Below are 24,031 nucleotides of genomic sequence, written 5' to 3' on the forward strand. Positions count from 1 at the left end.
CGCGCTGGATGCGCGACCGGCCGGCCCGCCGCGCGGGTGCGCGTCGGAGAATGCGTTGCAAGGTGCTTTCGCGGTGCAGACGGGGCAGGCTGCGCTTCCCGCTATCGCCGGCCGAAAATTATTTGTGCACCGCGAAAGGCAGGACCGTGTGGCCCGGTGTCAATTGCCTGTCACGCGCGGGCCTTAGGGACGCCCCACCGGTATTGGCGACGGGGCGCGACACGATATGGCATGGCTGCGCGACATCGACATCTGGTTCGCCGATCACGTATTCGCCCATCACCAGCGAACGCTCCGCTACGCACGGAGTCTGGTTCGCCAGTCCGACGAGGCCGAGGAACTCGTACAGGAAGCGTATGCGCGGCTGTTCGCGCTGGACGATTGGGGAACGATCGCCAACCCGCACGCCTTCACGATCCGGATCGTGCGGAACCTCGCGATCGAGCGGTTCCGCCGGGCGGGGGTGGTGCAGATCGCCCAGGGGGCGTTGCTCCAGGCGCTGGACGTCGCGGACCAGGACCCGACACCCGACGTAATAGCGATGGACCGATCGGAGCTTCAGCATGTCGCTCGCGTGCTGCAGGAAATGCCGCCGCGGATGCGCGAGGCGATGACGTTACGAAGAATCGAAGGCTTGCCGCCGGCCCAAGTAGCGGAGAGAATGAATATCTCCGTCTCCACGGTGGAGACACATCTGGTAAAAGCCCTTCGCCTATTGATGCAACGGCTGAACCGAACGGAAGCACGGGCGAAGACGGAGCACGCATCTTGGGAGACGAAGGACAGGCTGGAGCGGAACTGACGGCGCAGGCGATCGACTGGCTGGTGGCGCTCGATTGCGGCACTGCCGACAAGCAGGCATTCACTGCCTGGCGCGACGCAGACCCCCGGCATGCTTCGGTCTTCGCGCAGGTTGCCGCAACGTGGCGACGCACCGCCGATCCGCGGCTTTCCGTTCTACTCGATACGGCCGAGCCCATGTCGTCGGTGGTCGAGCCTGCTCCCTCGCGCCAGGTGTCGCGCCGTGCGGTGGCCGCGGGCGCGGCAGCGATGCTGAGCATTGGCGGCGCTGGTGCTTTCCTGGCCTGGCCACGTCGAAGCTACGCCGCGACAGCGGTGGGCGAGCGGCGAACCCTGCGTCTGCCGGATGGCAGTCTGGCGATGCTCAACACCGACACGCAAGTGGCATGGCGGTTCGCCGGCGACCGGGAACTATGGGTCGAGCAAGGCGAAGCGGCGCTGCTGGTGCGCGCGGCGGCGAAGCCGTTCCGCCTCTACAGCGATCCGATCGATGCGCAGGTGAGCGATGGCAGGTTCAACCTGCGGATCGCTCCGGAAGGCGGGCAGCTGCTCGTTGTCGCGGGTAGCGCCACGGCAACCTATCGCGGCGCGCCGGCCAAGACGATCGCCGCCGGCAGTGCCCTGACCCTCGCCGATGGCGCGGCGCGCATCAGCCGCTGGTCGCCCGACGCGCTCGCCGCCGCGACTGCTTGGGAGCAGGGCAGGATCGTGTTCAACGGCATGCCGCTGGACCGCGCTATCGCCGAATTCAACCGCTACCTCACCGAGAAGATGGTGCTGCGACAGGCCGATCTCGCCACGACACGCTTGGGCGGCGCGTTCCAGATCGACGACCCAGACAGCTTCCTGCTCGCGTTGCGCGAAGGCTTTGCGATCGATCACCGCCGCACAGGCGATCGAATCGAGCTGTTCCGCCGCACCGACTGACGGCCACGCACCCCGCCACGCTGTATGACACGAAGCTGTCGCCTACCGCCGTCACGGACGCTTCATGCGTCCGAGCCGGAGCCTGCTTCCTATCCGCGTGTCCTTTCATGCCTGCCCGCTGATATGCGGCGCGGCCATGGCGGTGGCCGCACCCGTGCAGGCCGCGCAGGCATCGCCCGAACTGTTCTTCGACATCCCGGCGCAAAGCCTCGCGACCGCGCTCGACCGTTTCGCTCGGCAGGCGGGTGTGCAGATCCTCTATCCGTACCGCCTCGCCGCCCCCCGTCATAGCGCCGGCGTCCGCGGTAGGATGACTGCCCGCGAGGCGCTCTACCGATTGCTACGCAACAGCGGCCTTGAAATCGCACGCCTGTCCGAGCGCGTTGTCGTCCTGCGCTCGGCGCCGGCCGCGCGGAGCACCCGAACCAGTCCCAAGCCGCCGCCGCCCCGAACCCAGCGAGTGGCGCCCCCGGCACCGCCCCCGCAACCCGAAGACCTGGTGATAACCGGGCGCGCTGCCGGCACGCCGCTGCGAGACACGGCGCTCAGCTATGCGGTCACGCGGATCGACGCGGAGACGCTGGCGCGTGCTGGACCGCAATCCACCGCTGACCTGTTCACCCAGATCCCCGGATTCTGGGTCGAGTCCACCGGCGGCGAGGCGAGTAACAACGTCCGCTCGCGCGGGATCCCCACCGACGGCTACTCATCGGTCGCGCTGCTAGAAGACGGCCTGCCGATCCAATATGACGGCGGCCTGGGCTATCTCAACACCGACCAGGTGTTCCGCGCCGACTCGACGATTGCAAGGGTGGAGGCGGTCCGCGGCGGCCCGTCTGCGGTATTCATGCCCAACGCGCCGGGCGGCAGCGTCAATTTCCTCACGCGCTCAGGCCTGCATGCGCCGGGTGCGACGCTTTCCTCCACGGTCGGAAGCTTCGGCTACCAGCGGATCGACGGCTTCGTCGGCACCGCGGTAGCGCCACATCTCGGTGTATCGGTCGGTGGCTTCTATCGCCGCGACGACGGGCTGCGCGATCCGGGCTACCCGGCTGATCGCGGCGGCCAGATTCGTGGTGCGATCGAGTATGACGACGGGATCACGCGCTTGTCGTTCAACGCCAAGCACCTCGACGATCGCGTCATCCTCTACCTGCCGGTGCCGCTCCAACTCGCTGGCGACGGCACCATCCGCGGCGTCCCGGGCTTCGATCCGCTGTTCGACACGCTTGCCGGGCCGCAGGCAGTGCACGTCCCCATGAAGACTGCGACCGGCCTGAGTGACTTCGATCTTTCCGAAGGCACACACAGCCGTGTTACCTTCTACACGCTCACCGCCCGGCATGCGTTGGGCGGCCGGCGTACGCTGGAAACCAGGGCGCGCCTGCGCACCGGAAGCACGTTGCGCAATGGGCTGTTTCCGATCGGCCGGCCGATGCCCAGCGCCGCGTATCTCGACAGCGTCCGCACGCAGCTGGTGTCTGCCTTTCCCGGCACCGCCACGACGCAGATCCGCTACACCGGCAGCGGCGCGCCGTTGCTTCCGGATAGCAATGGCAATGGCCTGGTCATGAGCGCAAACCTGCTTTCGGTGCGGATGCCGATGACGGAAATCATCACCGATACCCGTCTGACGCAGCGCTTTGATGCCTTGGGCAGACACGAAGCGGCGGTTGGTCTCAGCTTCGATCATATGCGGCTTGGGTTCGATCGGAGGATGGGCACGGTGTTGCTGAACGTGCGCGGCCAAGCGCAACGCCTGGACGTCCTCGCACTCGACGAGACGGGACGGCGGATTGGCGCCCTCACCGATAACGGCTTCGTTCGCTACGGCTCGCTGTTCGATCATGTCGACCTGCGCGCATCGAACGTCGCGATCTATGGGGCGGACGAATGGACTCTGGCGCCGCACTGGCGGATCGATCTGGGCCTGCGCTGGGAGAAGACGCGCATCCGCGGCGGTGTCGAAGGCACGACGGCGATCGATCTCGGCGATCCGGCAACGCTGGCAGACGACGCGGTGCTGACCGGCACTGGCGCGACCACGGCGATTGATCGCCGCTTCTCGGGCGTAAGTTGGACTGCCGGCGTAAACTTCAACCCCGCGCGCCCCTTCGGCATGTTCGCGCGCCTGTCGCGGATCGCCCGGCTGCCGAGCGCAACCGATTTCAACGCCAACCCGAACCGGACCGACGAAGCGGCGGTTCCGATCACCATGGCCGAGGCGGGGTTGATGCTGCGGCACCGCCACTGGAACCTGTCCGCCGTGGCATTTCGGACGCATTTCACGCGGCTGCCGTTCACCGACTATCGCTTCGACCCCGCGTCATATACCTATGTCGAGCGGACCTCGGTAGCCGATACGGCGACGATGGGCCTGGAGGTGGACGGCCATGCCGATCTGGTGGGACCGCTACACCTGGATGTCCAGGCGACGCTGCAGCAGCCGCGCTACCGCAACTTCCGTTATGTCGATCTGGTGGGCGGCACGCCGGTCACGCACGACGTGACCGGCAATCAACTCATCCGCGTGCCGAAGCTCGCAATACGCGCAACGCCGAGCCTCGTACTGTTTGGCGGCGGTCTTCGTCTCGCATCGGACATCGTGCACTATTCCGAGCGCTTCGCGGATATCGCCAACACACAGCGCCTGCCGCCCTTCTCGCTCCTCAACCTGCACCTGGATGCGCGTCTGTCCGAAAGGCTGAGGTTCACCGCACAGGTGACGAATGTCACCAACACACTCGGGTTGACCGAAGGCAACCCGAGAGCCGGCTCCTTCAATTCGGGCGACCGGGGTACAGGCTATTTCTTCGCCCGGCCCGAATTCGGCCGGGCTCTACGCGTGACGATCATCGCTATCCATTAGTGCCATTTGGCTTGGAAAGGGCCGCAGCTGAACGCAGGCCACGCCCACAAGCTGCGGGGCTTTTCTGCCGTTCCGAATTCGGACGCCGACGGGAAGCCCTTTGCGGAGATCCGACACCGCTCGCTTTCATTGCCAATTTCAAGTTCGGGGCAATCCAAGTGAACGACCGTACCGACCCTTGCACGTGCGACCGACGCCACGGGGAAGGAGGCGAAGAACAGGACCTGGTATGAAAGTTCAGGCCTCGAGCCACGGATCATTCGTGGCGCGGCGCATCGCCTGAAGTCGTTCCGCGAGCTGTGCCTTTACCGCGGCAAGTTCGGGCGCACCCGCAAGGTTGACGCATTCGCCGGGATCGCGGGTGAGGTCGTAGAGTTCCTCGGCTGGACGGTGCCGATAGGCCGTCTGGGTGCGCTGCCCGAGGCGGATCGAGGGATCGGCGGCGATGGCCCGCCAACTCGGCGACCCTGCGACATCGCTGGCGATCGGATAGTCGAGCGGATGCGCCAGGTTGAGGATATAATTGTGCGTCCGGGTGCGGATCGCACGCATCGGATAATATTGATTGATCTCGTGGAAATCGTGGCTGGCGAAAACGGCGTCGCGCGCCGGATCGCCGCCCCCTCCGAGGATAGACATGAGCGAACGCCCCGACATCGGCGGCGCCACCGGGGCCGCGACCCCGGTCCAGTCGAGGATCGTCGGTGCGATGTCGACCCAGCTCACCATGGCATCGTTGACTGCCGGCGCGACGCCCGGCGCGCGGACGATGAGCGGCAGGTGCAACCCGGGATCGTACAGGTTGGTCTTGGCGCCGGGAAAGGGCCGCCCATTGTCGCTGAGGAAGAGGACGAGCGTATCGTCGGCCCTGCCCATCGCCGCCAGGTCATCGAGCAGCATGCCGACGCCCGCATCCAGCCGGCTGAGCGATTCATAATATTGCGCCAGATCGCCGCGAATTGCGGGCAGATCCGGCAGATGCGACGGGATCGGCACGCGGCGCGGATCGTACTGCGTCGGCTTCACTCCGGGCCAGACCCGATCGTTGCCATAGGTCACCGGCGCGCGGTGCGGATCGCTATAGCCGATCGTGACGAAGAACGGCCGGTCGTCGTGCGACCGAATGAAGCTTGCAGCGGCGATCGCCAGCTCGCGCACGTCGCGGATACCCGATCGTTCGGGCACCAGTTCCTCTTCGTAGGGGAAGGCTGCGTCGGGGCCGACATGCTTCTTGCCGACGAGCGCAGTGGCGTAACCGGCGCGGCGCAGCATCGCGGGCAGCGTCTCGATCCCGTTGAGCAGCGACTGGTGATGCACGTCGTGCTGGAGGCCGTACATGCCGTTCTGATGCGTGTAGAGGCCCGTGTTGATGACCGCGCGACTGGGGCTGCATGAAGAGACCGCGGCATAGCCCTGCGTGAACCGCGTCCCCTCGCGCGCCAGCCGGTCGATCCGCGGCGTCTTGATCGGCACGCCGTAGCAGCCCGCGTCGAGCCCCTGATCGTCCGAGATCAGCAGCAGGACGTTGCGCCGCCGGCCCGGCGGTGCATCCGCTGCGACCGCCGGGGCCGTCGACAACGCGGCGGTGCCCATGATGCCCTTCAGGACGCCGCGTCGATCGACCATGATATCACTCCTGGGCAACGGCAGCGCCATGCTGCCATCGCCGGATAAGGACCCTCCGGATCAGGGTTCGGGACGACATCGGCGATCCGGAGGGTGACGCCGTTCTAGAAGCTCACCGCGGCGCTGAACCGGAACGAGCGTCCCAGGATCGGTCGAGCGAGGATCGGTCCGGTCCCCTGCGAGCCGATGATACGAGGATTGCCCTCGGTCAGCCCGATCTCGTTGGTCAGATTGTTGCCGGTGACCTGAAGACGGACGTGGTCGAAGACGTCCACCGACACGCCCGCGTCGAGCTGGTAGAAGTGCGGCAGCAGCTGGTTGTTCTCCGGATCGGAGAAGCGGTCGCCGGTATATTGCAACGTGGCGAACAGCGCGGGACGCACCGATCCAATCGGCACCTCATACGCCGGTGTCACGCGCCAACCCCACCGCGGCTGCCGCTGGACGCGGTTGCCCGTATTGTCGATCAGGCCACCGTTGGTGAAGAAGCCCCGGTAGGTCGCGTCGAGGTACGTGCCCGACGCGTTCAGGCTGAACCCGCGGAACGGGCGCAGCGTGCCTTCCAGCTCGACGCCGGTCGCTTTCGCGCCGCCGGTCGCGCTGGAGGGGACGTTGTTGATGATCTGCGTCGTCGCCAACCCATCAAACGTGTTGTGGAAGCCGGTGGCGTACAGGCTGACCCACGGCAGGGAAACCTTGAGCCCGCCCTCGTACGTATCGACCTGTGCGACGATCGTCAGCCCTTCGCGCAGATTGTCGAACGCGGGGAAGCTGTTACCGCGACTGTAGCGAGCGAACACGCCCACCGCCCGCGTGAAGTCATAGTTCACACCGGCAGTCCACGACCACTTCGAGTCGCCATAGTCTATCTGTCGCGATCCACCGATCACCGCGATGGCATTGTCATATAGCGTGTTGGGGTTGCCATCGAGGTTGACCGTACCCGCGGCTGGCGTGCGGATCGTGCCACTAACCTCATGCCGCTGCCAGCGGAGGCCTCCGTCAATGCGCAGTTCCGGCGTGATCTGCAGTTCGTCGACGGCGTAGAGCGCATAGTCGTTGCCCTCGTAACCAGCGTTGACGAGGAAGGTCGGGCCGCCGGTGAAGCCGCGCAGCGTCGCGGCGCGACTACCGTTCAGCGTCATATCGACCACACGCGCATTCGGTGTGGCGGTCAGCAGGATCTGGTTGCCGAGCGACCAGTTATCGCGCGTCGTATAATTGGCATAATAGAAGCCGCCGGTCAGTTTGTTGGATCCGGCGGTCCATTCGAGCGCGCTGTCGCTGACGAACGAGGAGATCTTTTTGCGCACCTCCCAGATGCCCGCGCGCATCAGCGGCGTGCTTGCGCCGGTCGCCACCGCGCCGCCGCCGTTGGTGTAGGTAAGGCCAGTGACGGTCGATCCCGCGCCACCCAGCGTTACCGCCAGGGTCGACGCCGCGGTCGGTGCGTCGGCAGGTACCAGCCCGACGGTATCGGCGCTGCCGCCCAGGTAGCTCAACCGCTCGCGTACGCGCAGCCCGCTGGCGACTTCGTAATCGAAGGTTATGCCCGTGTTGATGACGTCGGCACCGCGACCTTCGGCAAGGTCGACCCGGCGGCCGACGAGATTGGTCGTCACCCGCGTTTCCGGCCCTGCGAGCGTCCCCGTACCGGCATCGAAGCCGGGATATGCGGTGATCGAACTGCCGTTCTGCACGATCGGGATCGGCAGCAGCCACTGGCCGTGATCGTTCAGATAGCGGGCATAGATCTCGACCGAACCCTTGTTGTCGTCGAAATCGTGATGGATGTTGGCGGTGATCTGCCCGCCCTTTTCGGCGCGATAACGTGGATCGCGGATGCCGTTGCCCTGCGCGTAATAGCCGCCAACCATGAAGCTGGTGTTGCCGCCGAGCGGCCCCGAAACCCAGGCATCGCCGCGAACCTCGTCATAATCGGTATACGAGAATTTCGCGAAGCCCTTGAACGTGTCACCGCCGATGCGGGGGACGACGTTGACCGTCAGACCGGGCTGGCCGTTGGAGAACAGCGAACCCGTCCCCCCGCGCACCGCCTCTACCCGCTGCACCGTCTCATCGAGGCGGATCAACTGCGAATTCTCGAGGAACGACAGCGTCGAAGGCGGGAAGATCGGGACGCCGCCCAGCTGGAAGGTGACGAATTGCGCGTCGCCACCCGAGGGGTAGCCGCGCACGAAGATGTTCGCGCCGTTCTGCCCACCCGAGCTTTCCGCCATGACGCCCGGCACGGTGCGCAGCAGGTCTGCGGTGCTATTCGGCGCGGCGCGTTCGATCGCGTCGTTGCTGAGCGTGGTGACGGCGAACGCCGCATCCTGCCGCCGCGTACCGCCGCCAGCGGTGCCGACGACGATGATATCCTCACCCGCCTGCGCATCCGCATCGACGATGCCGGCATCAGGCTGGGCGCGTTGCGCGGCGCTGGTCGTGGCGACCGGCGCTTCGACCGGGCCCGTTTGCGCCTGCGCCGGACCAGCGATCATCAGCGCCATCGGTGCGGCGGTGATAAGCAAGCGGGCATGCTTCGGAATAGTGTTCACGAATGTCCTCCCCACGACGTTCCGGTAGATTCGGAAGCGCTTCATTGACAATTCGTTTGTGACCGAATTTGCCAATCCTCAACGGAATTTCGCACGTGGCGCGCAAGTTGTTTCCGAGTGTTACGGATTTGCATCGCTTGCCCACATCAGCCAGATTGCCGCCGTCCAAGGAAACGCGGCCCCGCCGCTTGGCCCACCAGGCGTCGGATCGAACACCTCATGAAAGCCGGAGCGGGTGATCAATGCCACCTCATCGTCATGGACCCGCTTCGCCGCGACCTGCCCCGCACTCGGGATCGCTCCGGTCCTGACGCATGCCTGTCGGAGCTATATCGAGGTACCCGAGAGCAACGCCGCCTTCACAACCATGGCGCGGTTCCCGCGCCGGCACCCGGAGATCACTTTATGACACGTTGGCTGATCCCGCTCGCCCTGCTCGCCACACCGGCGGTCGCGCAGGGCCCGGTCAAGCAGGTGCCGGGCTTCACGCTGCCGCCCTCCAACCAGTTGAGCGAGGCCGCGCGTGAAGTGCTGACGCGCATGGATCAGGCGTCCGCACCCGATTCGATCAAGGGAGACGTCGCGAAACAGCGCGCCTTCTACGACAAATGGAACGACGATCGCCTGGCCGAGATGCGCCGGCATTTCCGCACGAAGATCCGTCACGCCACGATCGGCGGCGTCGGGGTCGACAGCGTCGAACCGGAGAACGGCGTCTTGCCGGCCAATGCGGGCCGGGTGCTCATCAATGTTCATGGCGGCGCGTTCATGTGGGGCTCCGGCAGCGGCGCGCTGGTCGAAGCGATCCCAATCGCCGCGACGATGCGCATCCGCGTCGTGACGGTGGATTATCGCCTCGCCCCGGAGCATCGTTACCCCGCCGCGTCCGAGGACGTCACCGCCGTCTATCGAGAACTTCTCAAGCGATACAGACCGGAGAATATCGGGATCTATGGCTGCTCCGCCGGCGGCATCATCACGGCGCAGTCGGTGGCGTGGATCGCCAGCAAAGGCCTGCCCCGCCCGGGCGCGATCGGCACCTTTTGCGGCACCGGGGCAGCCTATAGCGGCGATAGTCCCTATCTCGCCCCCGCGCTGGCCGGCAATGCGCCGCCGGCGATACCCGCGCTGCCCGCCACATTGCCGGCAAGCTACATGAATGGCGTGCCGGCGACCGATCCGCTCGCCTATCCGCTGTCCTCGGACGCGCAGGTCAAGGCGATGCCACCGACGCTGCTGTTGGCGGGCGGACGCGATTTCGCGGTCAGTGCGCTGACGCTCGCACACCGCCGGCTCGCCGCCGCCGGAGTGGCAAGCGAATTGCAGTTGTTCGATGGCCTGCCCCACGCCTTCTTCATGTGGCCGGACATGCCCGAATCCGACGAAGCGTTCGCAACGATCGCACGCTTCTTCGACGCGCATCTCGGTCGCCATCCGATGGGCGGTACGCCCTAGGCCTTGCCCGGCGAGAAGGATATCCGCCGGTCGGCGCTCTCGATGACCTGGCCGAACGGCACCGCGATGAACGCCAAGGCCTACGGCTGGGCCCTGCTGACACGGATCGCGAGCCCAATCGCTCATAACCACCCCCGTCGCCCCTTCCGCCTTGGTGGCGCGATCTGAAGGATCGGTCGTCAACACATCGGCGATGGCACGGATTTTCGGGCTGCTCGAAACCGGCAGCCGCTCAAAAAGCCTTCTCGAAAAAGGAGTTGAGCGCTTCCCGATCGCGACGCTCGAATTCCGGGTCGGCGTTCTAGGTGGGATTGCGCGATGTGGTCGTCATTCTTTCCGCAAGCTGTTCACCAGGCTTCCTCGTCTATCGTCACTGCCCACGCCAACTTTTTCCGAGGCCATCTTGGGCGCGTTGCGACCGTGATGCGTATGATGGAGGTAGGCGTGACGGCCGGGTTCATAGCAGGGCGTCGCGTCGGCCATGGGCGCCGCGACGTCGAAACAGTCGTTGCCCGCATCGCTCTTGTTCTGCCCGGCTAGCGCAGGGGCGGCGATCAAACCAAGCGGAAGCACGATCGTCCAGAAGCGGCGGCAGCGCATTTGAAGCCTCTAAACCAGGTCTGTGAGATACCCCCTCTCGCGCCAAAGGCCGTGCCTGCCGAATTAAATGAATTTCACCTGCGGCGATGCGCCTTGGCCGCGATCAGGGTGTACGGTTATGCCGCGACGCATGGCAGATATTCTGGTGATCGAGGACGACGACGCCACCGCTGCGGCCATCATGGCCGAATTGGAGCGGCACGGCCATGTCGCCAGCCGCGCCGCAGACGGCGATAGCGGGCTGGACCTCGCCACCCGTGAGGCTTTCGATGCGATCACGCTGGACCGGATGCTGCCCGGACTGGACGGCCTGACCCTGGTCGCGCGTCTGCGGGAACGGCATATCGCCATCCCGGTGCTGATGCTGAGCGCATTGAGCGATGTCGATGAGCGGATCGCGGGTCTGCGGGCCGGCGGCGACGATTATCTGACCAAGCCGTTCGATTTCACCGAAATGGCGATGCGGGTCGAAGTGCTGCTCCGGCGGCGCGAGCAGGCCGAGGCCGTGGTAATCCGCGGCGGCGGGATCGAATGCGATCTGGTCCGGCGCACGGTCAGGGTGGATGGCGAACCGGTCCGGCTGCTCCACATGGAATTCCGGCTGCTCGAATTCCTGATGCGCAACCAGGGCGAGGTGATGACCCGGCGGATTATCTTCGAGCGGGTTTGGGGATATTATTTCGATCCGGGCGCCAACCTTATCAGCGTCCATATCGCCCGGCTGCGCAAGAAAATCCATCGAACAGACCGACCGTCTCCGATCCTTACGGTGAAGGGAGAGGGATATCTTTTCGAGGGCTGACGAGCCGCTGCGCTGGCGCGACATCATCGGGATCAGCACGTTCCGCCTCTCGGTCATGCTCGGGGCGGTGTTCGTCGTCGGACTGATCGCGATGCTGGGCGTTGTCTATGCCGCCACCGCCCGTGACTTGACGGCGCGCAGCGACCGCATCCTGCACGCCGCCGCGCAAAGCCTGCTGCAGGTGCCGGCGGACGAATTGCCCGACCGCGTGCGATCCGAACTGCAGCGCGATCAGGCCGGTTTCAACTATCTGTCCCTGATCGCCGCCGACGGCACCCTGGTCGTCGGCAATGTCCGCCTGTCGGGCGCTCTTACCCCCGGCCACCCGATCGACATCGAAAACGGATCGCGTGGCCCCTTCCGCCTGATCGCGTTGCGCACCCACGATGGCGAGACACTGCTGGTCGGGCGCGACATCAGCCTGCTGCGCGACCTGCGCCATACCATCCTGGAAACCCTGATCGTCAGCGGCCTGCTGACCCTGCTTTGCGTCGCGACGGCGGCCATCTGGTTCAGCCGGGCGCCGCTCCGCCGGGTGCGCGCCCTGCAGCGGGCCAGCCGGGAGATCGCAGCGGGCGATTTTTCCGTTCGAATGCCGATCGCCGGGCGACATGACGAGCTGGATCAGTTCGCGACGACGGTCAACGCGACGGTCGAGGAGGTCGGCCGCGTCGTCGCCCAGGTAAAGGGCGCGACCGATGGCATCGCCCATGATCTGCGCACCCCCCTCACCCGCGTGCGGGCGACCCTGAACGCCTTGCGCCACCACCCCCATGACGCGGCCGATGTGACGGCGGGGATACGACAGGCGACGGGCGATTTGGATTTGGTGCTCGAGCGGTTCGCCGCCCTGCTGCGCATCTCCGAGTTGGAAGCGGGGCGCCGCCGCGCCGGGTTCCGCACGATCGACCTGGGCATTCTAATCACCCAGGTCGCCGACCTCTACGAACCGCTGGCCGAGGATCGCGACATCACCTTGTCGGTCGCCACCCGACGATGCCCGGTGGAAGGCGATGACAAGCTGTTGTTCGAGGCACTGAGCAACCTGCTCGACAATGCGATCAAGTTTGGAAAGCCCGGTGGTCGGGTTTCGATGGCCATGATCGAAGACGCAGGCGGTCGAGCGATTGAGGTTCGTGACGACGGCCCCGGCATCGCAGCCGACGAACGCGATGCGGTATTGCGCCGGTTTCACCGGGGACAGGGGGCGCAAGGCATAGCGGGCAGCGGCCTGGGCCTCAGCCTGGTCGTGGCGATCCTGCATCTGCACGGCTTTCGCCTGGACCTGTCGGATGCCGCGCCGGGCCTGTGCGTGCGAATTTCGTTGCCGCAGCGAGAGTGAAATTCATTTAATTCGCCTGTGCCCGCAAATGGCGCGATGAGCCGCCGTCGGCGACGCGCTGCGGGTTCCCCACCCCCCGTTGATCCCCGCGCCGTCGCCGACACCGCCCATCCCTGACGGTCACCGGGACGCCCATGCTTCAGCTCGTCAAGCTCGCCCTCAGCAAACCCTACACCTTCGTCGTGCTCGCGATCCTGATCGTGCTGGGGGGCGGGATCGCGGCGGTTGAAACGCCGACCGACATCTTCCCCGACATCCGCATTCCCGTCATCGCCGCCGTATGGACCTATCGCGGCCTGCCGCCGCGCGACATGTCGGGGCGCGTCATCTATTATTACGAGCGCTCGCTGTCCTCGACGGTCGGCGACATCGACCATATCGAAAGCCAGTCGCTGTCGGGCGTCGGCATCGTGAAGATCTTCTTCCGCCCCGGCGTCGATATCCGCACCGCCACCGCGCAGGTGACGTCCGCATCACAGACCGTGCTGAAGCAGATGCCACCGGGCATTACGCCACCGCTGATCCTGAACTACAATGCCTCGACCGTGCCGATCCTTCAGCTCGCGCTTTCCGGCAGGGGGCTGTCCGAACAGAAGATCTACGACCTGGGTCAGAACATGATCCGCCCCGCGCTGGCGTCGGTGCAGGGCGCGGCGATCCCCTCGCCCTATGGCGGCAAGGAACGCCAGATCCAGATCGACCTGGACCCCGCCGCGCTCCAGGCCCATCGCCTGTCGGCGACCGACGTCGCGAACGCGCTGGCGCAGCAGAACCAGATCGTGCCCGCCGGGACCGCGAAGATCGGCCAGTATGAATATAACCTGCGCCTGAACAACAGCCCCAACGCGATCGATGAACTGAACGACCTGCCGATCAAGACGATCGGCGGGACGACGGTACTGATACGCGACGTCGCGCATGTCCGCGACGGATCGCCGCCGCAGCGCAACGAGGTGCGGGTGGACGGTGCCCGCTCGGTCCTGATGACCGTGCTGAAGAGCGGTTCGGCCTCGACGATCGCCATCGTCGATCAGGTCAAGGCGCTGATGCCCGGGCTGGAGGCGACGTTACCGCCGGGGCTGAGCGTCAAGCCGCTGTCCGACCAGTCAGTATTCGTGAAGGCGGCGGTATCCGGGGTGATGCGCGAAGGCGCGATCGCCGCCGCGCTGACCAGTCTGATGATCCTGCTGTTCCTGGGTTCGTGGCGCTCCACGATCATCATCGCCGCCTCGATCCCGCTCGCCATTCTCGCCGCCATCGCCGGGCTGGCGCTGGCCGGGCAGACGCTCAACATCATGACGCTGGGCGGGCTGGCGCTGGCGGTCGGTATCCTGGTCGACGACGCGACCGTCACCATCGAGAACATCAACTGGCATCTGGAACAGGGCAAATCGGTGCGCGAGGCGATCATGGACGGGGCACGGCAAATCGTCGGCCCCGCCTTCGTCTCGCTGCTATGCATCTGCATCGCTTTCGTACCAATGTTCTTCCTGCCGGGTGTCGCGGGCTTCCTGTTCGCACCCATGGCGATGGCGGTGGTGTTCGCGATGATCGCCTCGTTCATCCTGTCACGCACGTTGGTGCCGACCATCGGGAATTACCTGTTGCGTGATCACGCCGGGCAGCACACCGCCGAAGTGATGGCGGCGCATGACGCGCAGGCCGGACGCCCGGAGAGCCGCAATCCGCTGCGCCGGTTTCAGCATGGCTTCGAACGCCGGTTCGAGGCGGTCCGCAGCTATTACACCGGCCTCCTGGCCTTCGCGCTCGCCCGGCGCCGGCCGTTCGTTATCGCCTTCATGATCGTGGTGCTGGTGTCGTTTGGGCTAGTGCCGATGCTGGGCCGCAACTTCTTCCCGGCAGTCGACGCCGGACAGATCAGCCTCCACGTCCGCGCGCCCGTCGGCACCCGGATCGAGGAGACGGCGGCGCTGTTCGATCATATCGAGAACCGCATCCGTCAGGTCATTCCCGCCGACCAGCTCGACACCATCGTCGACAATATCGGCCTGCCGGTCAGCGGCATCAATCGCGCCTATTCCAACACCGGTGGCGTGGGTCCGCAGGACGGCGACATCCTGGTCACGCTGAAGGAAGGACACCACCCGACCGCCGGCTTCGTCAAGACGCTACGCGAACAATTGCCGCAGGATTTTCCCGGCTCGTCCTTTGCGTTCCTGCCCGCCGACATCGTCAGCCAGATCCTGAACTTCGGTTCGCCCGCGCCGATCGACGTACAGGTTGCCGGGTCCGACACCAGGGGCAACGAGGCTTACGCCCGGATGCTCGTCGCCAGGCTGTCGAAAATCCCCGGATTGGCGGATGTCCGCCTGCAACAGGCATCCAATTATCCCGAATATGCGGTCACTGTGGATCGCGCGCAGGCCAGCCGCCTGGGCATCACCGAAAACGACGTGACCCGCAGCCTGTCGGTCAATCTGGCCGGCAGCTCGCAAGTCGCACCGACCTTCTGGCTCAACCCCAAGAATGGCGTGTCCTATCCGATCGTGGTGCAGTCACCGCAATATCGCGCCAGCACCATCGAGCAGCTCGACAATCTGCCAATTACCGGCACCGCGTCCGGCAGCTTCCAGACGCTTCAGGCGCTCGGCACGCTGCACCGCGAACCCAGCCCCGCGCTGGTCTCGCATTATGCGGTGCAGCCGGTGTTCGACGTCTATGCGACGCCACAGGGTCGCGATCTCGGTGCGGTCGCCGCCGATATCGACCGGCTACTGGCCCAGACCAAAAGCCAGTTGCCCAAGGGCGCGAGCGTGGCGATGCGCGGACAGGTGGAGACGATGAACACCGCCTTCACCGGCCTGATCCTCGGCCTCGCGGGCGCGGTCATCCTGATCTATCTGTTGATCGTCGTGAACTTCCAGAGCTGGATCGATCCGCTGGTGATCGTGTCCGCCCTGCCCGCCGCGCTCGCCGGGATCGTGTGGATGCTGTTCGCGACCTACACGCCGCTCAGTGTACCCGCCCTCACCGGGGCCATCATGTGCATGGGCGTGGCGACCGCGAACAGCGTGCTGGTGGTCAGCTTCGCCCGGGAGCGGCTGGCGGCCTGCGGTGATGCGATCCAGGCCGCCATGGAGGCCGGAGCCACCCGCTTCCGCCCGGTGCTGATGACCGCCCTGTCGATGATGATCGGCATGGCGCCGATGGCACTCGGTCTGGGCGAAGGCGGCGAGCAGAATGCGCCGCTCGGCCGGGCCGTCATCGGCGGCCTGCTCTGCGCCACGCTTGCCACGCTGGTCTTCGTTCCCGTCGTCTTCGCCATCGCGCACCGCCGCCAGAAGGCGACCACGCCCACTCCCCCTATGCCCATCGGAGAAGCCATCCATGCATGACGCCGCCCCGGCCCCCGCTGTGTCGGCCGACACGCCCGCGCCCAAGGGCCTGAAGATCGCGGGCATCGCCGCCGTCGTGCTGGCGATCGGCACCATCGGCGTGGGCACCATGATCCGCAGCCATGACGTCGCGGCGGCGGCCAATTGGTCTACGGCCAACGCCATTCCGACCGTCCACCTCGTCCCCGTCAAGGGCGGCGCGGCGAGCGAAGCGCTCGAGCTGCCCGCCACGCTGGAGGCGTGGGAAGCCGCACGGTTGTTCCCCCGCGTCAGCGGCTATGTCCGCAGCTGGTCGCAGGACATCGGCGCCCATGTCGCGGCCGGGCAAGCGCTGGGCGTCATCGACACACCGGAACTCGACCAGCAGATCGGCCAGGCGCGTGCCGCGCTTGCCAGTGCCGTCGCGCATGAGAAGCTGGCACGCAGTACGGCGGCACGCTGGAGCGACCTGCTGACCAGCTCGTCGGTGTCCAAACAGGAAGTCGATGAGAAAAACGGCGACCTCGCCGTCAAGATGGCTGGTGTCGCCGAGGCGCGCGCCGCGCTGTCGCGGCTGGAGGCGATGAAACGCTATGCCGTCGTCCGCGCGCCCTTTGCCGGGGTCGTGACCGCGCGCAGTGCGGAAGTCGGCGATCTCGTCGGCCCCGGTGCGGCGGCTCAGGCGCCGATGTTCGGCGTCGCCGACACCCACCGCATCCGCCTCTATGTCAACGTGCCGCAATCGCTGTCGGCCACGATCAAGCCAGGCATGACCGCGACGCTGACCGTCCCCGCCTTTCCGGGCCGTCAGTTCACCGCCACGGTCGCGGGCCTGTCGAGCGCCGTCGATCCGCAATCCGGTGCGTTCCGTGTCCAGTTGCTCGCCGACAATCCCGATGGCCTGTTGAAGCCCGGCGGCTACGCACAGACACGCTTCGATCTGTCCGGACAAGCAAACGCGGCGGTGGTGCCATCCAGCGCCATCCTGTTCGGCGCGGGCGGGGCTCAGGTCGCCACGGTCGATCCACGCGGGCATATCGTGATGCATCAGGTCCATATCGGGCAGGACGACGGCCCGACCGTGCAGATCCTGTCGGGCATCAAACCCGGTGCGCAGATCGTCGACAACCCGCCGGACTCGCTGGCGCAGGGCGAGCTGGTCCGCGTGGGGCAGCATAGTCATGGCTAAGCCCCTCTCCCGCCTGATGGCATCCCGCGGGCTCGCGGGGGCCATGCTGCCGCTGGTGGGCGGATGCTCGATGGCCCCCGCCTATCATCCGCCGGTCATGCCCGCCCCCATCGCGTTCAAGGAGATGCCGACCGTCGGGGACCCGGTATGGAAGCCGGTCGATGCAGCGACCACCGCCGTGCCCGCTGCCTGGTGGATCGGCTTCGGCGATCCGCTGCTCGACCAATTGGAGGCGCGGATCGATAGCGACAATCCGACACTTGCGGGCGCGTTGGCACGCTATGACATGGCCCGCGCCTCCCTGGCAGGCGCACGTTCGGGACTGTTCCCGCATGCGGAGCTGACGCCAAGCCTCTTTCGCAACAGGCAGTCGAGCGAGCGTCCCCTGCGCGGTAGCACCCAGCCGGATCTATACACCGCCGCCACGCTGGGGGGCGACATATCGTATGAAGCCGACCTGTGGGGGCGTGTGCGCAATTCCGTTGCCTCCGGCCATGCTCTCGCCGAAGCGAGCCGCGACGATCTGGCGGCCGTCAAGCTCGCCTTGCAGGGGCAGTTGGCCACCGACTTCGTGCGCTTGCGGGGGCAGGACCTGCAGCTTGCGCTTCTCGACCAAACGATTGACGCCTTCGCCAAGGCCGACAGCCTGACCCGCAACCGCTTTCGCGGCGGCATCGCGACGGGCATGGATGTCGGCCGGGCCGGGGCGCTGCTGGGCGAGGCGCGCGCGCAATATGCTGCGTTGCAGGCGGATCGCGCCGTGACCGAACATGCGATCGCCACCTTGGTCGGGCAGCCCGCCTCCGTCTTCTCGATCCCGCGCCGCGATACGCCGCTCACCCTGCCGGTCATTCCGGTCGGCGTTCCCTCGACATTGCTCGCCAGACGCCCCGATGTCGCGGCGGCGGAGCGTCGCATGGCGGCGGCCAATGCGCGGATCGGCGTCGCCAGGGCCGCCTTCTTTCCGCATATCACTCTGGGTGGCAGCGGCGGGTTTCAGAGCACCGCACTGGCAAGGTTGATCGCTGCCCCCAACATCTTCTGGGCCATCGGACCGGGTGCGATCCTCAACCTGTTCGATGGCGGCAAACGCCGCGCCGATGTCGCCGCGGCGCGTGCGGACTGGGATGCCGCCTCCGCCGACTATCGCGCCCGCGCCCTGGCGGCATTCCAGGACGTCGAAGATTCCCTCGCCACGCTCCGTCATCTCGACGAAGCCAAGGTCGCGCAGGACCAGGCTGTCGCATCCGCCACCAGCACCAGCCAGATCGCGCTGGATCGCTACATCAAAGGTGCCGCGACCTATCTCGACGTGGCGACCGCCCAGCAAAGCCTTCTTCGCGACCAACAAGACGCGCTGGCATTGCAGACCCAACGCCTTACCGCCGACGCCGCTCTAGCCCGCGCACTGGGAGGGCACGCGCCCTCCGTCCCTCAATAACGGCGAGGGAAGCTCGTCCGATCTTTTGCCGTGTTTCCGGGCTGGCGCTTGCGGGGGCGGCGATACGCCGCCTGGTACAAGGCGGTCGAGAAACCCAAACTGACGGATGCGCAGTTCCATGACCAGGAAGACTTTACGATCAACCTGACCGGGTTCCGCCAGCGTTTCGGCGCACCGAAGTAACGCGCCCTCATACGATCCAGGCGGCGCGGGCATGATGCATGCTGATGTATGTGCTTGCGCTCGCCTGGAGGACTTCTTTCCCCTCCGGGATCGCCGCCTTTTTCTGCGCTGCGGCTGAACCAAGTCCCTGACGGGTCGAGAAACGATCGACACGGCGGCGCGGCGCAGGCGCGCCAGTGTGACAACCTACCCCACAAATTGCGGCTATTCCGAGTTCCGCGGATCGCGCCACGGCGCCCCCCCCCCCCCGATCGCCTGTAGTCGTGGCTCACGCCGTCTGCGGGGCGGGCGACGCCTGTGCCAAGTGATGCTGCGGCGCCTGCGCGACAGCTCTGAGGCTCGCTCCGCCGATGCCGTTCGAACCGATCCGGCGCGCGAGGCTCGTTGAACAACGAACTTCATGCTGCCCTCACAGCAAACCTCAAAATGGGTAATCTCGCCAAGAACGTAAACAAACCGGGCGTGCCGGTTAATTCAATCTTAGCGGCGCCGACAATAGTAGCTCAGCAACCGCGACATTGGATATTTCATCTTGCAACTGCAACACGTTGGCTCGTCCTCCTTGCGGGGGGCGCTGTTTCTGCTCGTCACCACGAGCGCGCTGGCATGCGCACCCGCCGCGTTCGCACAATCGGTGCCGAACGCCGGTACCCTATTGAACGAACAGCGGACGACACCCAGGCCGCCGCGCCCTCCGGCGGAGGAGCCCGCGCCGACGCTGGCGATCGAGGGCAAGCCAAAGGGAACCGCGATCGGCTCGGTTTCGATGACGATACGTACCATCGCGCTGACCGGCGATCGCGACCTCATCGCGGCGGAACGACTGGAGGCGATGGTCCAGCCGGCGATCGGCCGCACGCTCGATCATGCAGGGTTGCAGGCGATCGCCGACGACATCACGCGCACGCTGCGGCAGCGCGGCTATGCGCTGGCCTATGCCTATCTTCCGCGACAGGATGTCACCGACGGCGCGCTGACCATCACCGTCGTCGCCGGCCGGCTGGAACAGCAGGGCGGCGGGGTCACCGTCACCGGGCGCACGCGCATCCCGGCGCGTCGCCTGGCCGCCATCGTCGACACCGCACGCGAAGGCGACGCGCCGCTGCGATCCGCGCCTCTGGAACGCGCCGTGCTGCTGGTCAACGACCTGCCCGGCATCACCGCCAGTGCGACACTGCGCCCCGGCGCCACGGCCGGCACCAGCCACATCGATGTCCAGGCGAACGAGGCCAGCCTGATCGGCATCGATCTGTCGGTCGACAATTATGGCAGCCCCAGCACCGGCAGCACACGCGTGGGCGGCGGCGTTCGCCTCGTCGATCCGCTGCACATCGGCGATCAACTGATCGGCGCGGTGCGGGTGACGTCGGGATCGACGCTCGGCAATGTGGTGTACGCACTGCCGCTGACACCGTCGGGCCTTAGCCTGACGCTTTCCGGAAGCTATCTCGACTATCGCGTGAACCAGGCGCAATTCCGGGCGCTGGATCTGACCGGCTCGGCGGCGTCGCTGTCCGCGCAACTCGCTTATCCGATCGTCCGCAGCCGCCGGTCGAACCTGTACGCAGCGCTCGCCTTCGAACACCTCGTGCTGAAAGATGACGTGCGCGGCGTGTCGATCAGCGACCGCCGCGTCGACGACGTGACACTGAACCTGTCGGCAACGCTGATCGACGCGATCGGCGCGGGCGGCATCACCGATGCCGGCGTGACGATGACCGTCGGCACGGTCGACCTGTCGCGCAATCGCGATCAGTGGCTGGTCGACCGGCTCACCGCCCGGATCGACGGCACCTACGCCAGGGCCAACGGGCATCTCGCCCGCGAGCAGATGCTCGATCGCGACCAGCATTGGTCGCTGTTCGCAAGCATGACCGGTCAGATCGCCAGCGACAATCTCGACAGCTCGCAGAAATTCCTCAGCGGCGGGCCATCGGGAGTACGTGGCTATGCCGTCGGCGACGGGATCGGCGATCAGGGGTTGCTCGGCACACTGGAAGTGCGGCGGTCGCTGGCCGTCCGCCCGCTGCGCGCCAATGTGCAGTTGCTCGGCTTCGTCGATGGTGCGGGTGTGTGGGCCGACCGGCACCCCTGGTCCAACCCGGGGTTCGCGGCCAGCGACGACAGTCGCGGGCTCTATGCCGCCGGCATCGGATTGAACGCTTCCGGCTCGCAATGGTCGCTGCGCACCGCGCTGGCACGACGCATCGGCGGCGATTCCTCCCAGAACGCCTTGCTGGTCGGCACCGTCGACCGGTCCGACTGGCGCGCCTGGTGCCAGGCCGCCTTCCGTTTTTAACGCACTCTTCTGCTGGATCGATCATGTCGCGCATCACCAATAGCTTTCTGTCCCGCCGCCGCCTGCTGACCGGTGCCAGTCGCACGGCACTGCTTCCCGGCGTGGTCGCCTCGCTGCTGACGCTCGCGCTCCCCGGCGCGGCGTGGGCACAAAGTGCCGCGCTGCCGACCGGCGGCACGATCGTCCAGGGCACCGGCACGATCGCCACGACGGCGAACCGGATGGACATCCATCAGGGCAGCGCGACGATCGTCACCAACTGGACGGGGTTTGACATCGGCGCCGACGCCAGCGTCGTCTTCCATCAACCCGACGCCTCCAGCCTCGCGATCAATCGCGTCACCGGCGGCGGCGCCAGCCAGATCCTCGGCCATCTGTCCGCCAACGGCCAGATATGGTTGCTCAATCCGCGCGGTATCCTGTTCGGCAAGGGCGCGGCGGTCGATGTCGGTGGCCTCGTCGCCTCGTCGCTCAACCTGTCCGATGCGGATGCGGCGGCGCGGCGGCTGCGGCTGACCGGGGGCACCGGCGCAGGCGCGATCACCAACGAAGGGCAGATCGCCACCGCCCGCGGCGGCGTGGTCGCGCTGATCGGACCGGCGGTGACGAACAGCGGCTCGATCACCAGCCCGGGCGGCAGCACCGTGCTGGCCGCGGGCGACGCCGTGTCGCTCGATTTCGCCGGCGACGGCCTCGTCAGTTATCGTGTCGAGCGCGGGGTTGCGGACGCGCTCGTCAGCAATCGCGGCGTGATCGGCGCCGCCGGCGGCATGGTCGTCCTCACCGCGCGCGGTGCGGATGCGGTGACCGCGGGCGTGGTCAACAACAGCGGCGAGATACGCGCAACCGCGCTCGTCTCGCGCGCCGGCCGGATCGTCCTCGATGGCGATACCGCCGGTGGCAATACGAACGTGTCTGGCACGATCGATGCCAGTTCCAGCTTCGCCAATGGCGGGATCGTCACCGTGACGGGCGGCGCGGTGGCGCTGACGGGGGCCACCATCGACGCGAGCGGCGCGACCGGGGGCGGCACCGTCTCGATCGGCGGTGGGCGCCATGGCGAGGATAGCGCGATCAGCAATGCGCTGTCGCTGACCGTCGATGATGCGAGCGTGTTGCGCGCCGATGCGGTCGGGAGCGGCAACGGTGGCACGATCACCGCCTGGTCCGACGGGTCGACGCGGTTTGCCGGCACGATCTTCGCCCGCGGTGGCCGCGACGGCGGCGATGGCGGCCAGATCGAGGTTTCCGGCAAACAGGAGCTTTATTATGCCGGCGTCGCCAATGCGCTGGCGCCGAACGGGCGAACGGGCGACCTGCTGCTCGATCCGACCAACATCACGATCGAAGGCGGTGCCGGCACCAGCGGCAACTGGTCATCCGGCACCGGCGACGTGACCGTCTACGCCGCCACGCTGGAGGCGCAGACCGCCAACGTGCTGTTGGAGGCGACGCGCTACATCACGTTCAACGACCTGAACAACAATGGCGGCGACGGCGATATCGTCATGCAGCGCAACGTCAGCTTCCGCGCCGAGACGATGAACGCGCTGTCGGGCACACCCAACGACCGACGCGCGTCGATCCGTTTTTCCAACTCCAACAACACGCTGAAAGTTTCGGGCACCGGCAGCATCTACATGAACGGCGGCGGGGGCGGCAGCGGATATGGCACGATTGGCGATCGGCCGGACTCGGGTTCGACCTACATCACGCCCGGCACCGGTACATTCAACCTGATCGCAGGCGATGCCGGCGATGTTGGCGACAATCCGGCGATCACCGCGCTGCCTGACCATAATGTCGGTACGATCGGCAACGGCACGCCCGGCGCCGGCAGCATCACGCTGCTGGGCGCGGACGGCATCCTGATCTCGGGCAACATTACGACGCACGGCGGCTATGTGCGGATTTCCGGCGACTCGGACGTCGGTGGTGGTGGCGCCATCCAGCTGACCAAGAACATCACCACCAACGGCGGCAACCTGTACGTCTATTTCGGCAATAGCGCGGCCGAGAATTTCGCCGAGATCGGTGGCGAGGTGCGGCTGGGCACGGGCCGGCTGGTGTTCGGCGACGAGGTCAATGCGGCGACCAACTTCCGCAACAACCTGGGCGCGTCGAGCGGCGTCAAGCGGCTGAGCGGACTGCTCGAGCTGTCCGGCAACGTCAATTTCTCGACCCCGCTGACGATGCTGGGGGGCGCGAACATCCGCACCGATGGCGACATCAACTTCACCAGCACGGTCAATTTCAACACCGGCAACGAATCGCTGACGCTGCGCGCAACGAATATCAGCTTCGCCGGCGCGACGTTGCAAAACGCCTCGACCGCGAGCCTGGTGCTCGAGCCTTATGATCCCGCGACCAACATCAATCTCGACGGCAATGACGGCATTGTCCCCGCCAACAGCTTCACCAAGCTCAGCGGGATACGCGATCTGACGATCGGGCGCCTCGATGGAACCGGGACGACGACGATCAGCAGCAGCGGCTTCGCCTTCGGCGCATCGCGGCAGTTGACGCTGCTCAACGGTGCCATCCAGGTCGACGGGTTGCTTCAGAATACCAATGCGACCGGCACGATCGTGGCGCAGGCGG

General features: G+C 66.3%; 16 protein-coding genes. 13 read left to right on the top strand and 3 right to left on the bottom strand.

Features of this window, described 5'->3' with window-relative positions; translation table 11 throughout:
* The first annotated feature begins 226 nt into the window (after window positions 1-226).
* The 3 genes from ACFDSW_RS00325 (at window position 227) to ACFDSW_RS00335 (ending at window position 4,597) form a co-directional block, all read left to right on the top strand.
* Complete coding sequence (locus ACFDSW_RS00325; RefSeq protein WP_375248275.1) at window positions 227-802, top strand: RNA polymerase sigma factor; 576 nt, start codon at window positions 227-229, stop codon at window positions 800-802.
* Window positions 769-1,728 (top strand): FecR domain-containing protein, encoded by a 960-nt coding sequence (locus ACFDSW_RS00330; RefSeq protein WP_375248276.1) that lies wholly within the window; start codon window positions 769-771, stop codon window positions 1,726-1,728. The genes ACFDSW_RS00325 and ACFDSW_RS00330 overlap by 34 nt, the downstream gene beginning before the upstream one ends.
* 136 nt (window positions 1,729-1,864) lie before the next feature.
* Entirely contained in the window at window positions 1,865-4,597 is a 2,733-nt protein-coding gene (locus tag ACFDSW_RS00335; RefSeq protein WP_375248277.1) for a TonB-dependent receptor domain-containing protein, read from the top strand.
* A 237-nt stretch (window positions 4,598-4,834) separates the two neighbouring features.
* Here the strand turns inward: ACFDSW_RS00335 and ACFDSW_RS00340 are convergent, their stop codons facing one another.
* Together ACFDSW_RS00340 and ACFDSW_RS00345 are read right to left on the bottom strand one after the other, a co-directional pair.
* The gene (locus tag ACFDSW_RS00340; RefSeq protein ID WP_375248278.1) at window positions 4,835-6,223 is read right to left on the bottom strand and encodes a sulfatase; all 1,389 of its coding nucleotides are present in this window, start codon (window positions 6,221-6,223) and stop codon (window positions 4,835-4,837) included.
* Between the two features lie 104 nt (window positions 6,224-6,327).
* The gene (locus ACFDSW_RS00345) at window positions 6,328-8,784 is read right to left on the bottom strand and encodes a TonB-dependent receptor (RefSeq protein ID WP_375248279.1); all 2,457 of its coding nucleotides are present in this window, start codon (window positions 8,782-8,784) and stop codon (window positions 6,328-6,330) included.
* Between the two features lie 405 nt (window positions 8,785-9,189).
* Here ACFDSW_RS00345 and ACFDSW_RS00350 point away from each other — a divergent pair, with 405 nt between their 5' ends.
* The 3 genes from ACFDSW_RS00350 to ACFDSW_RS00360 all read left to right on the top strand — a co-directional run bounded on the left by ACFDSW_RS00350 (window position 9,190) and on the right by ACFDSW_RS00360 (window position 11,641).
* On the top strand, window positions 9,190-10,239 hold the full coding sequence (locus ACFDSW_RS00350; protein ID WP_375248280.1) for an alpha/beta hydrolase: 1,050 nt from the start codon (window positions 9,190-9,192) through the stop codon (window positions 10,237-10,239).
* Between the two features lie 193 nt (window positions 10,240-10,432).
* The gene (locus ACFDSW_RS00355) at window positions 10,433-10,663 is read left to right on the top strand and encodes a hypothetical protein (RefSeq protein WP_375248281.1); all 231 of its coding nucleotides are present in this window, start codon (window positions 10,433-10,435) and stop codon (window positions 10,661-10,663) included.
* 306 nt (window positions 10,664-10,969) lie between these two features.
* A complete protein-coding gene (locus ACFDSW_RS00360; RefSeq protein ID WP_375248282.1) occupies window positions 10,970-11,641 on the top strand; it encodes a response regulator transcription factor in 672 nt (223 codons plus the stop codon).
* On the opposite strand, the gene ACFDSW_RS00365 is transcribed toward ACFDSW_RS00360, so the two are convergent.
* A complete protein-coding gene (locus ACFDSW_RS00365; protein ID WP_375248283.1) occupies window positions 11,604-12,026 on the bottom strand; it encodes a hypothetical protein in 423 nt (140 codons plus the stop codon). The genes ACFDSW_RS00360 and ACFDSW_RS00365 overlap by 38 nt on opposite strands.
* Here ACFDSW_RS00365 and ACFDSW_RS00370 point away from each other — a divergent pair.
* The 7 genes from ACFDSW_RS00370 to ACFDSW_RS00400 form a co-directional block, all read left to right on the top strand.
* Entirely contained in the window at window positions 12,015-12,983 is a 969-nt protein-coding gene (locus ACFDSW_RS00370; RefSeq protein ID WP_375248284.1) for a sensor histidine kinase, read from the top strand. The two genes, ACFDSW_RS00365 and ACFDSW_RS00370, sit on opposite strands and share 12 nt — an antisense overlap.
* A gap of 134 nt (window positions 12,984-13,117) precedes the next feature.
* Window positions 13,118-16,339 (top strand): efflux RND transporter permease subunit, encoded by a 3,222-nt coding sequence (locus ACFDSW_RS00375; RefSeq protein ID WP_375248285.1) that lies wholly within the window; start codon window positions 13,118-13,120, stop codon window positions 16,337-16,339.
* Entirely contained in the window at window positions 16,332-17,507 is a 1,176-nt protein-coding gene (locus ACFDSW_RS00380) for an efflux RND transporter periplasmic adaptor subunit (protein ID WP_375248286.1), read from the top strand. The genes ACFDSW_RS00375 and ACFDSW_RS00380 overlap by 8 nt, the downstream gene beginning before the upstream one ends.
* 16 nt (window positions 17,508-17,523) lie before the next feature.
* Window positions 17,524-18,948, top strand: a complete 1,425-nt coding sequence (locus ACFDSW_RS00385) for an efflux transporter outer membrane subunit (RefSeq protein WP_375248287.1) — start codon at window positions 17,524-17,526, stop codon at window positions 18,946-18,948.
* Between the two features lie 30 nt (window positions 18,949-18,978).
* On the top strand, window positions 18,979-19,131 hold the full coding sequence (locus tag ACFDSW_RS00390) for a hypothetical protein (protein ID WP_375248288.1): 153 nt from the start codon (window positions 18,979-18,981) through the stop codon (window positions 19,129-19,131).
* A gap of 532 nt (window positions 19,132-19,663) precedes the next feature.
* The gene (locus tag ACFDSW_RS00395) at window positions 19,664-21,430 is read left to right on the top strand and encodes a ShlB/FhaC/HecB family hemolysin secretion/activation protein (RefSeq protein WP_375248289.1); all 1,767 of its coding nucleotides are present in this window, start codon (window positions 19,664-19,666) and stop codon (window positions 21,428-21,430) included.
* Window positions 21,431-21,453: 23 nt separating this feature from the next.
* The coding region (locus ACFDSW_RS00400) for a filamentous hemagglutinin N-terminal domain-containing protein (RefSeq protein WP_375248290.1) at window positions 21,454-24,031 on the top strand (2,578 nt) is incomplete at its 3' end.

The organism is Sphingomonas sp. (assembly GCF_042091075.1).
GTDB lineage: Bacteria > Pseudomonadota > Alphaproteobacteria > Sphingomonadales > Sphingomonadaceae > Sphingomonas.

What these genes read in the sequence shown, in the direction of transcription:
- ACFDSW_RS00355 (WP_375248281.1), top strand. Translation starts at nt 10,433, where the DNA reads ATGGCACGGATTTTCGGGCTGCTCGAAACCGGCAGCCGCTCAAAAAGC.
- ACFDSW_RS00325 (WP_375248275.1), top strand. Translation starts at nt 227, where the DNA reads ATGGCATGGCTGCGCGACATCGACATCTGGTTCGCCGATCACGTATTC.
- ACFDSW_RS00360 (WP_375248282.1), top strand. Translation starts at nt 10,970, where the DNA reads ATGGCAGATATTCTGGTGATCGAGGACGACGACGCCACCGCTGCGGCC.
- ACFDSW_RS00340 (WP_375248278.1), bottom strand. Translation starts at nt 6,223, where the DNA reads ATGGTCGATCGACGCGGCGTCCTGAAGGGCATCATGGGCACCGCCGCG.
- ACFDSW_RS00335 (WP_375248277.1), top strand. Translation starts at nt 1,865, where the DNA reads ATGGCGGTGGCCGCACCCGTGCAGGCCGCGCAGGCATCGCCCGAACTG.
- ACFDSW_RS00385 (WP_375248287.1), top strand. Translation starts at nt 17,524, where the DNA reads ATGGCATCCCGCGGGCTCGCGGGGGCCATGCTGCCGCTGGTGGGCGGA.
- ACFDSW_RS00350 (WP_375248280.1), top strand. Translation starts at nt 9,190, where the DNA reads ATGACACGTTGGCTGATCCCGCTCGCCCTGCTCGCCACACCGGCGGTC.
- ACFDSW_RS00380 (WP_375248286.1), top strand. Translation starts at nt 16,332, where the DNA reads ATGCATGACGCCGCCCCGGCCCCCGCTGTGTCGGCCGACACGCCCGCG.
- ACFDSW_RS00375 (WP_375248285.1), top strand. Translation starts at nt 13,118, where the DNA reads ATGCTTCAGCTCGTCAAGCTCGCCCTCAGCAAACCCTACACCTTCGTC.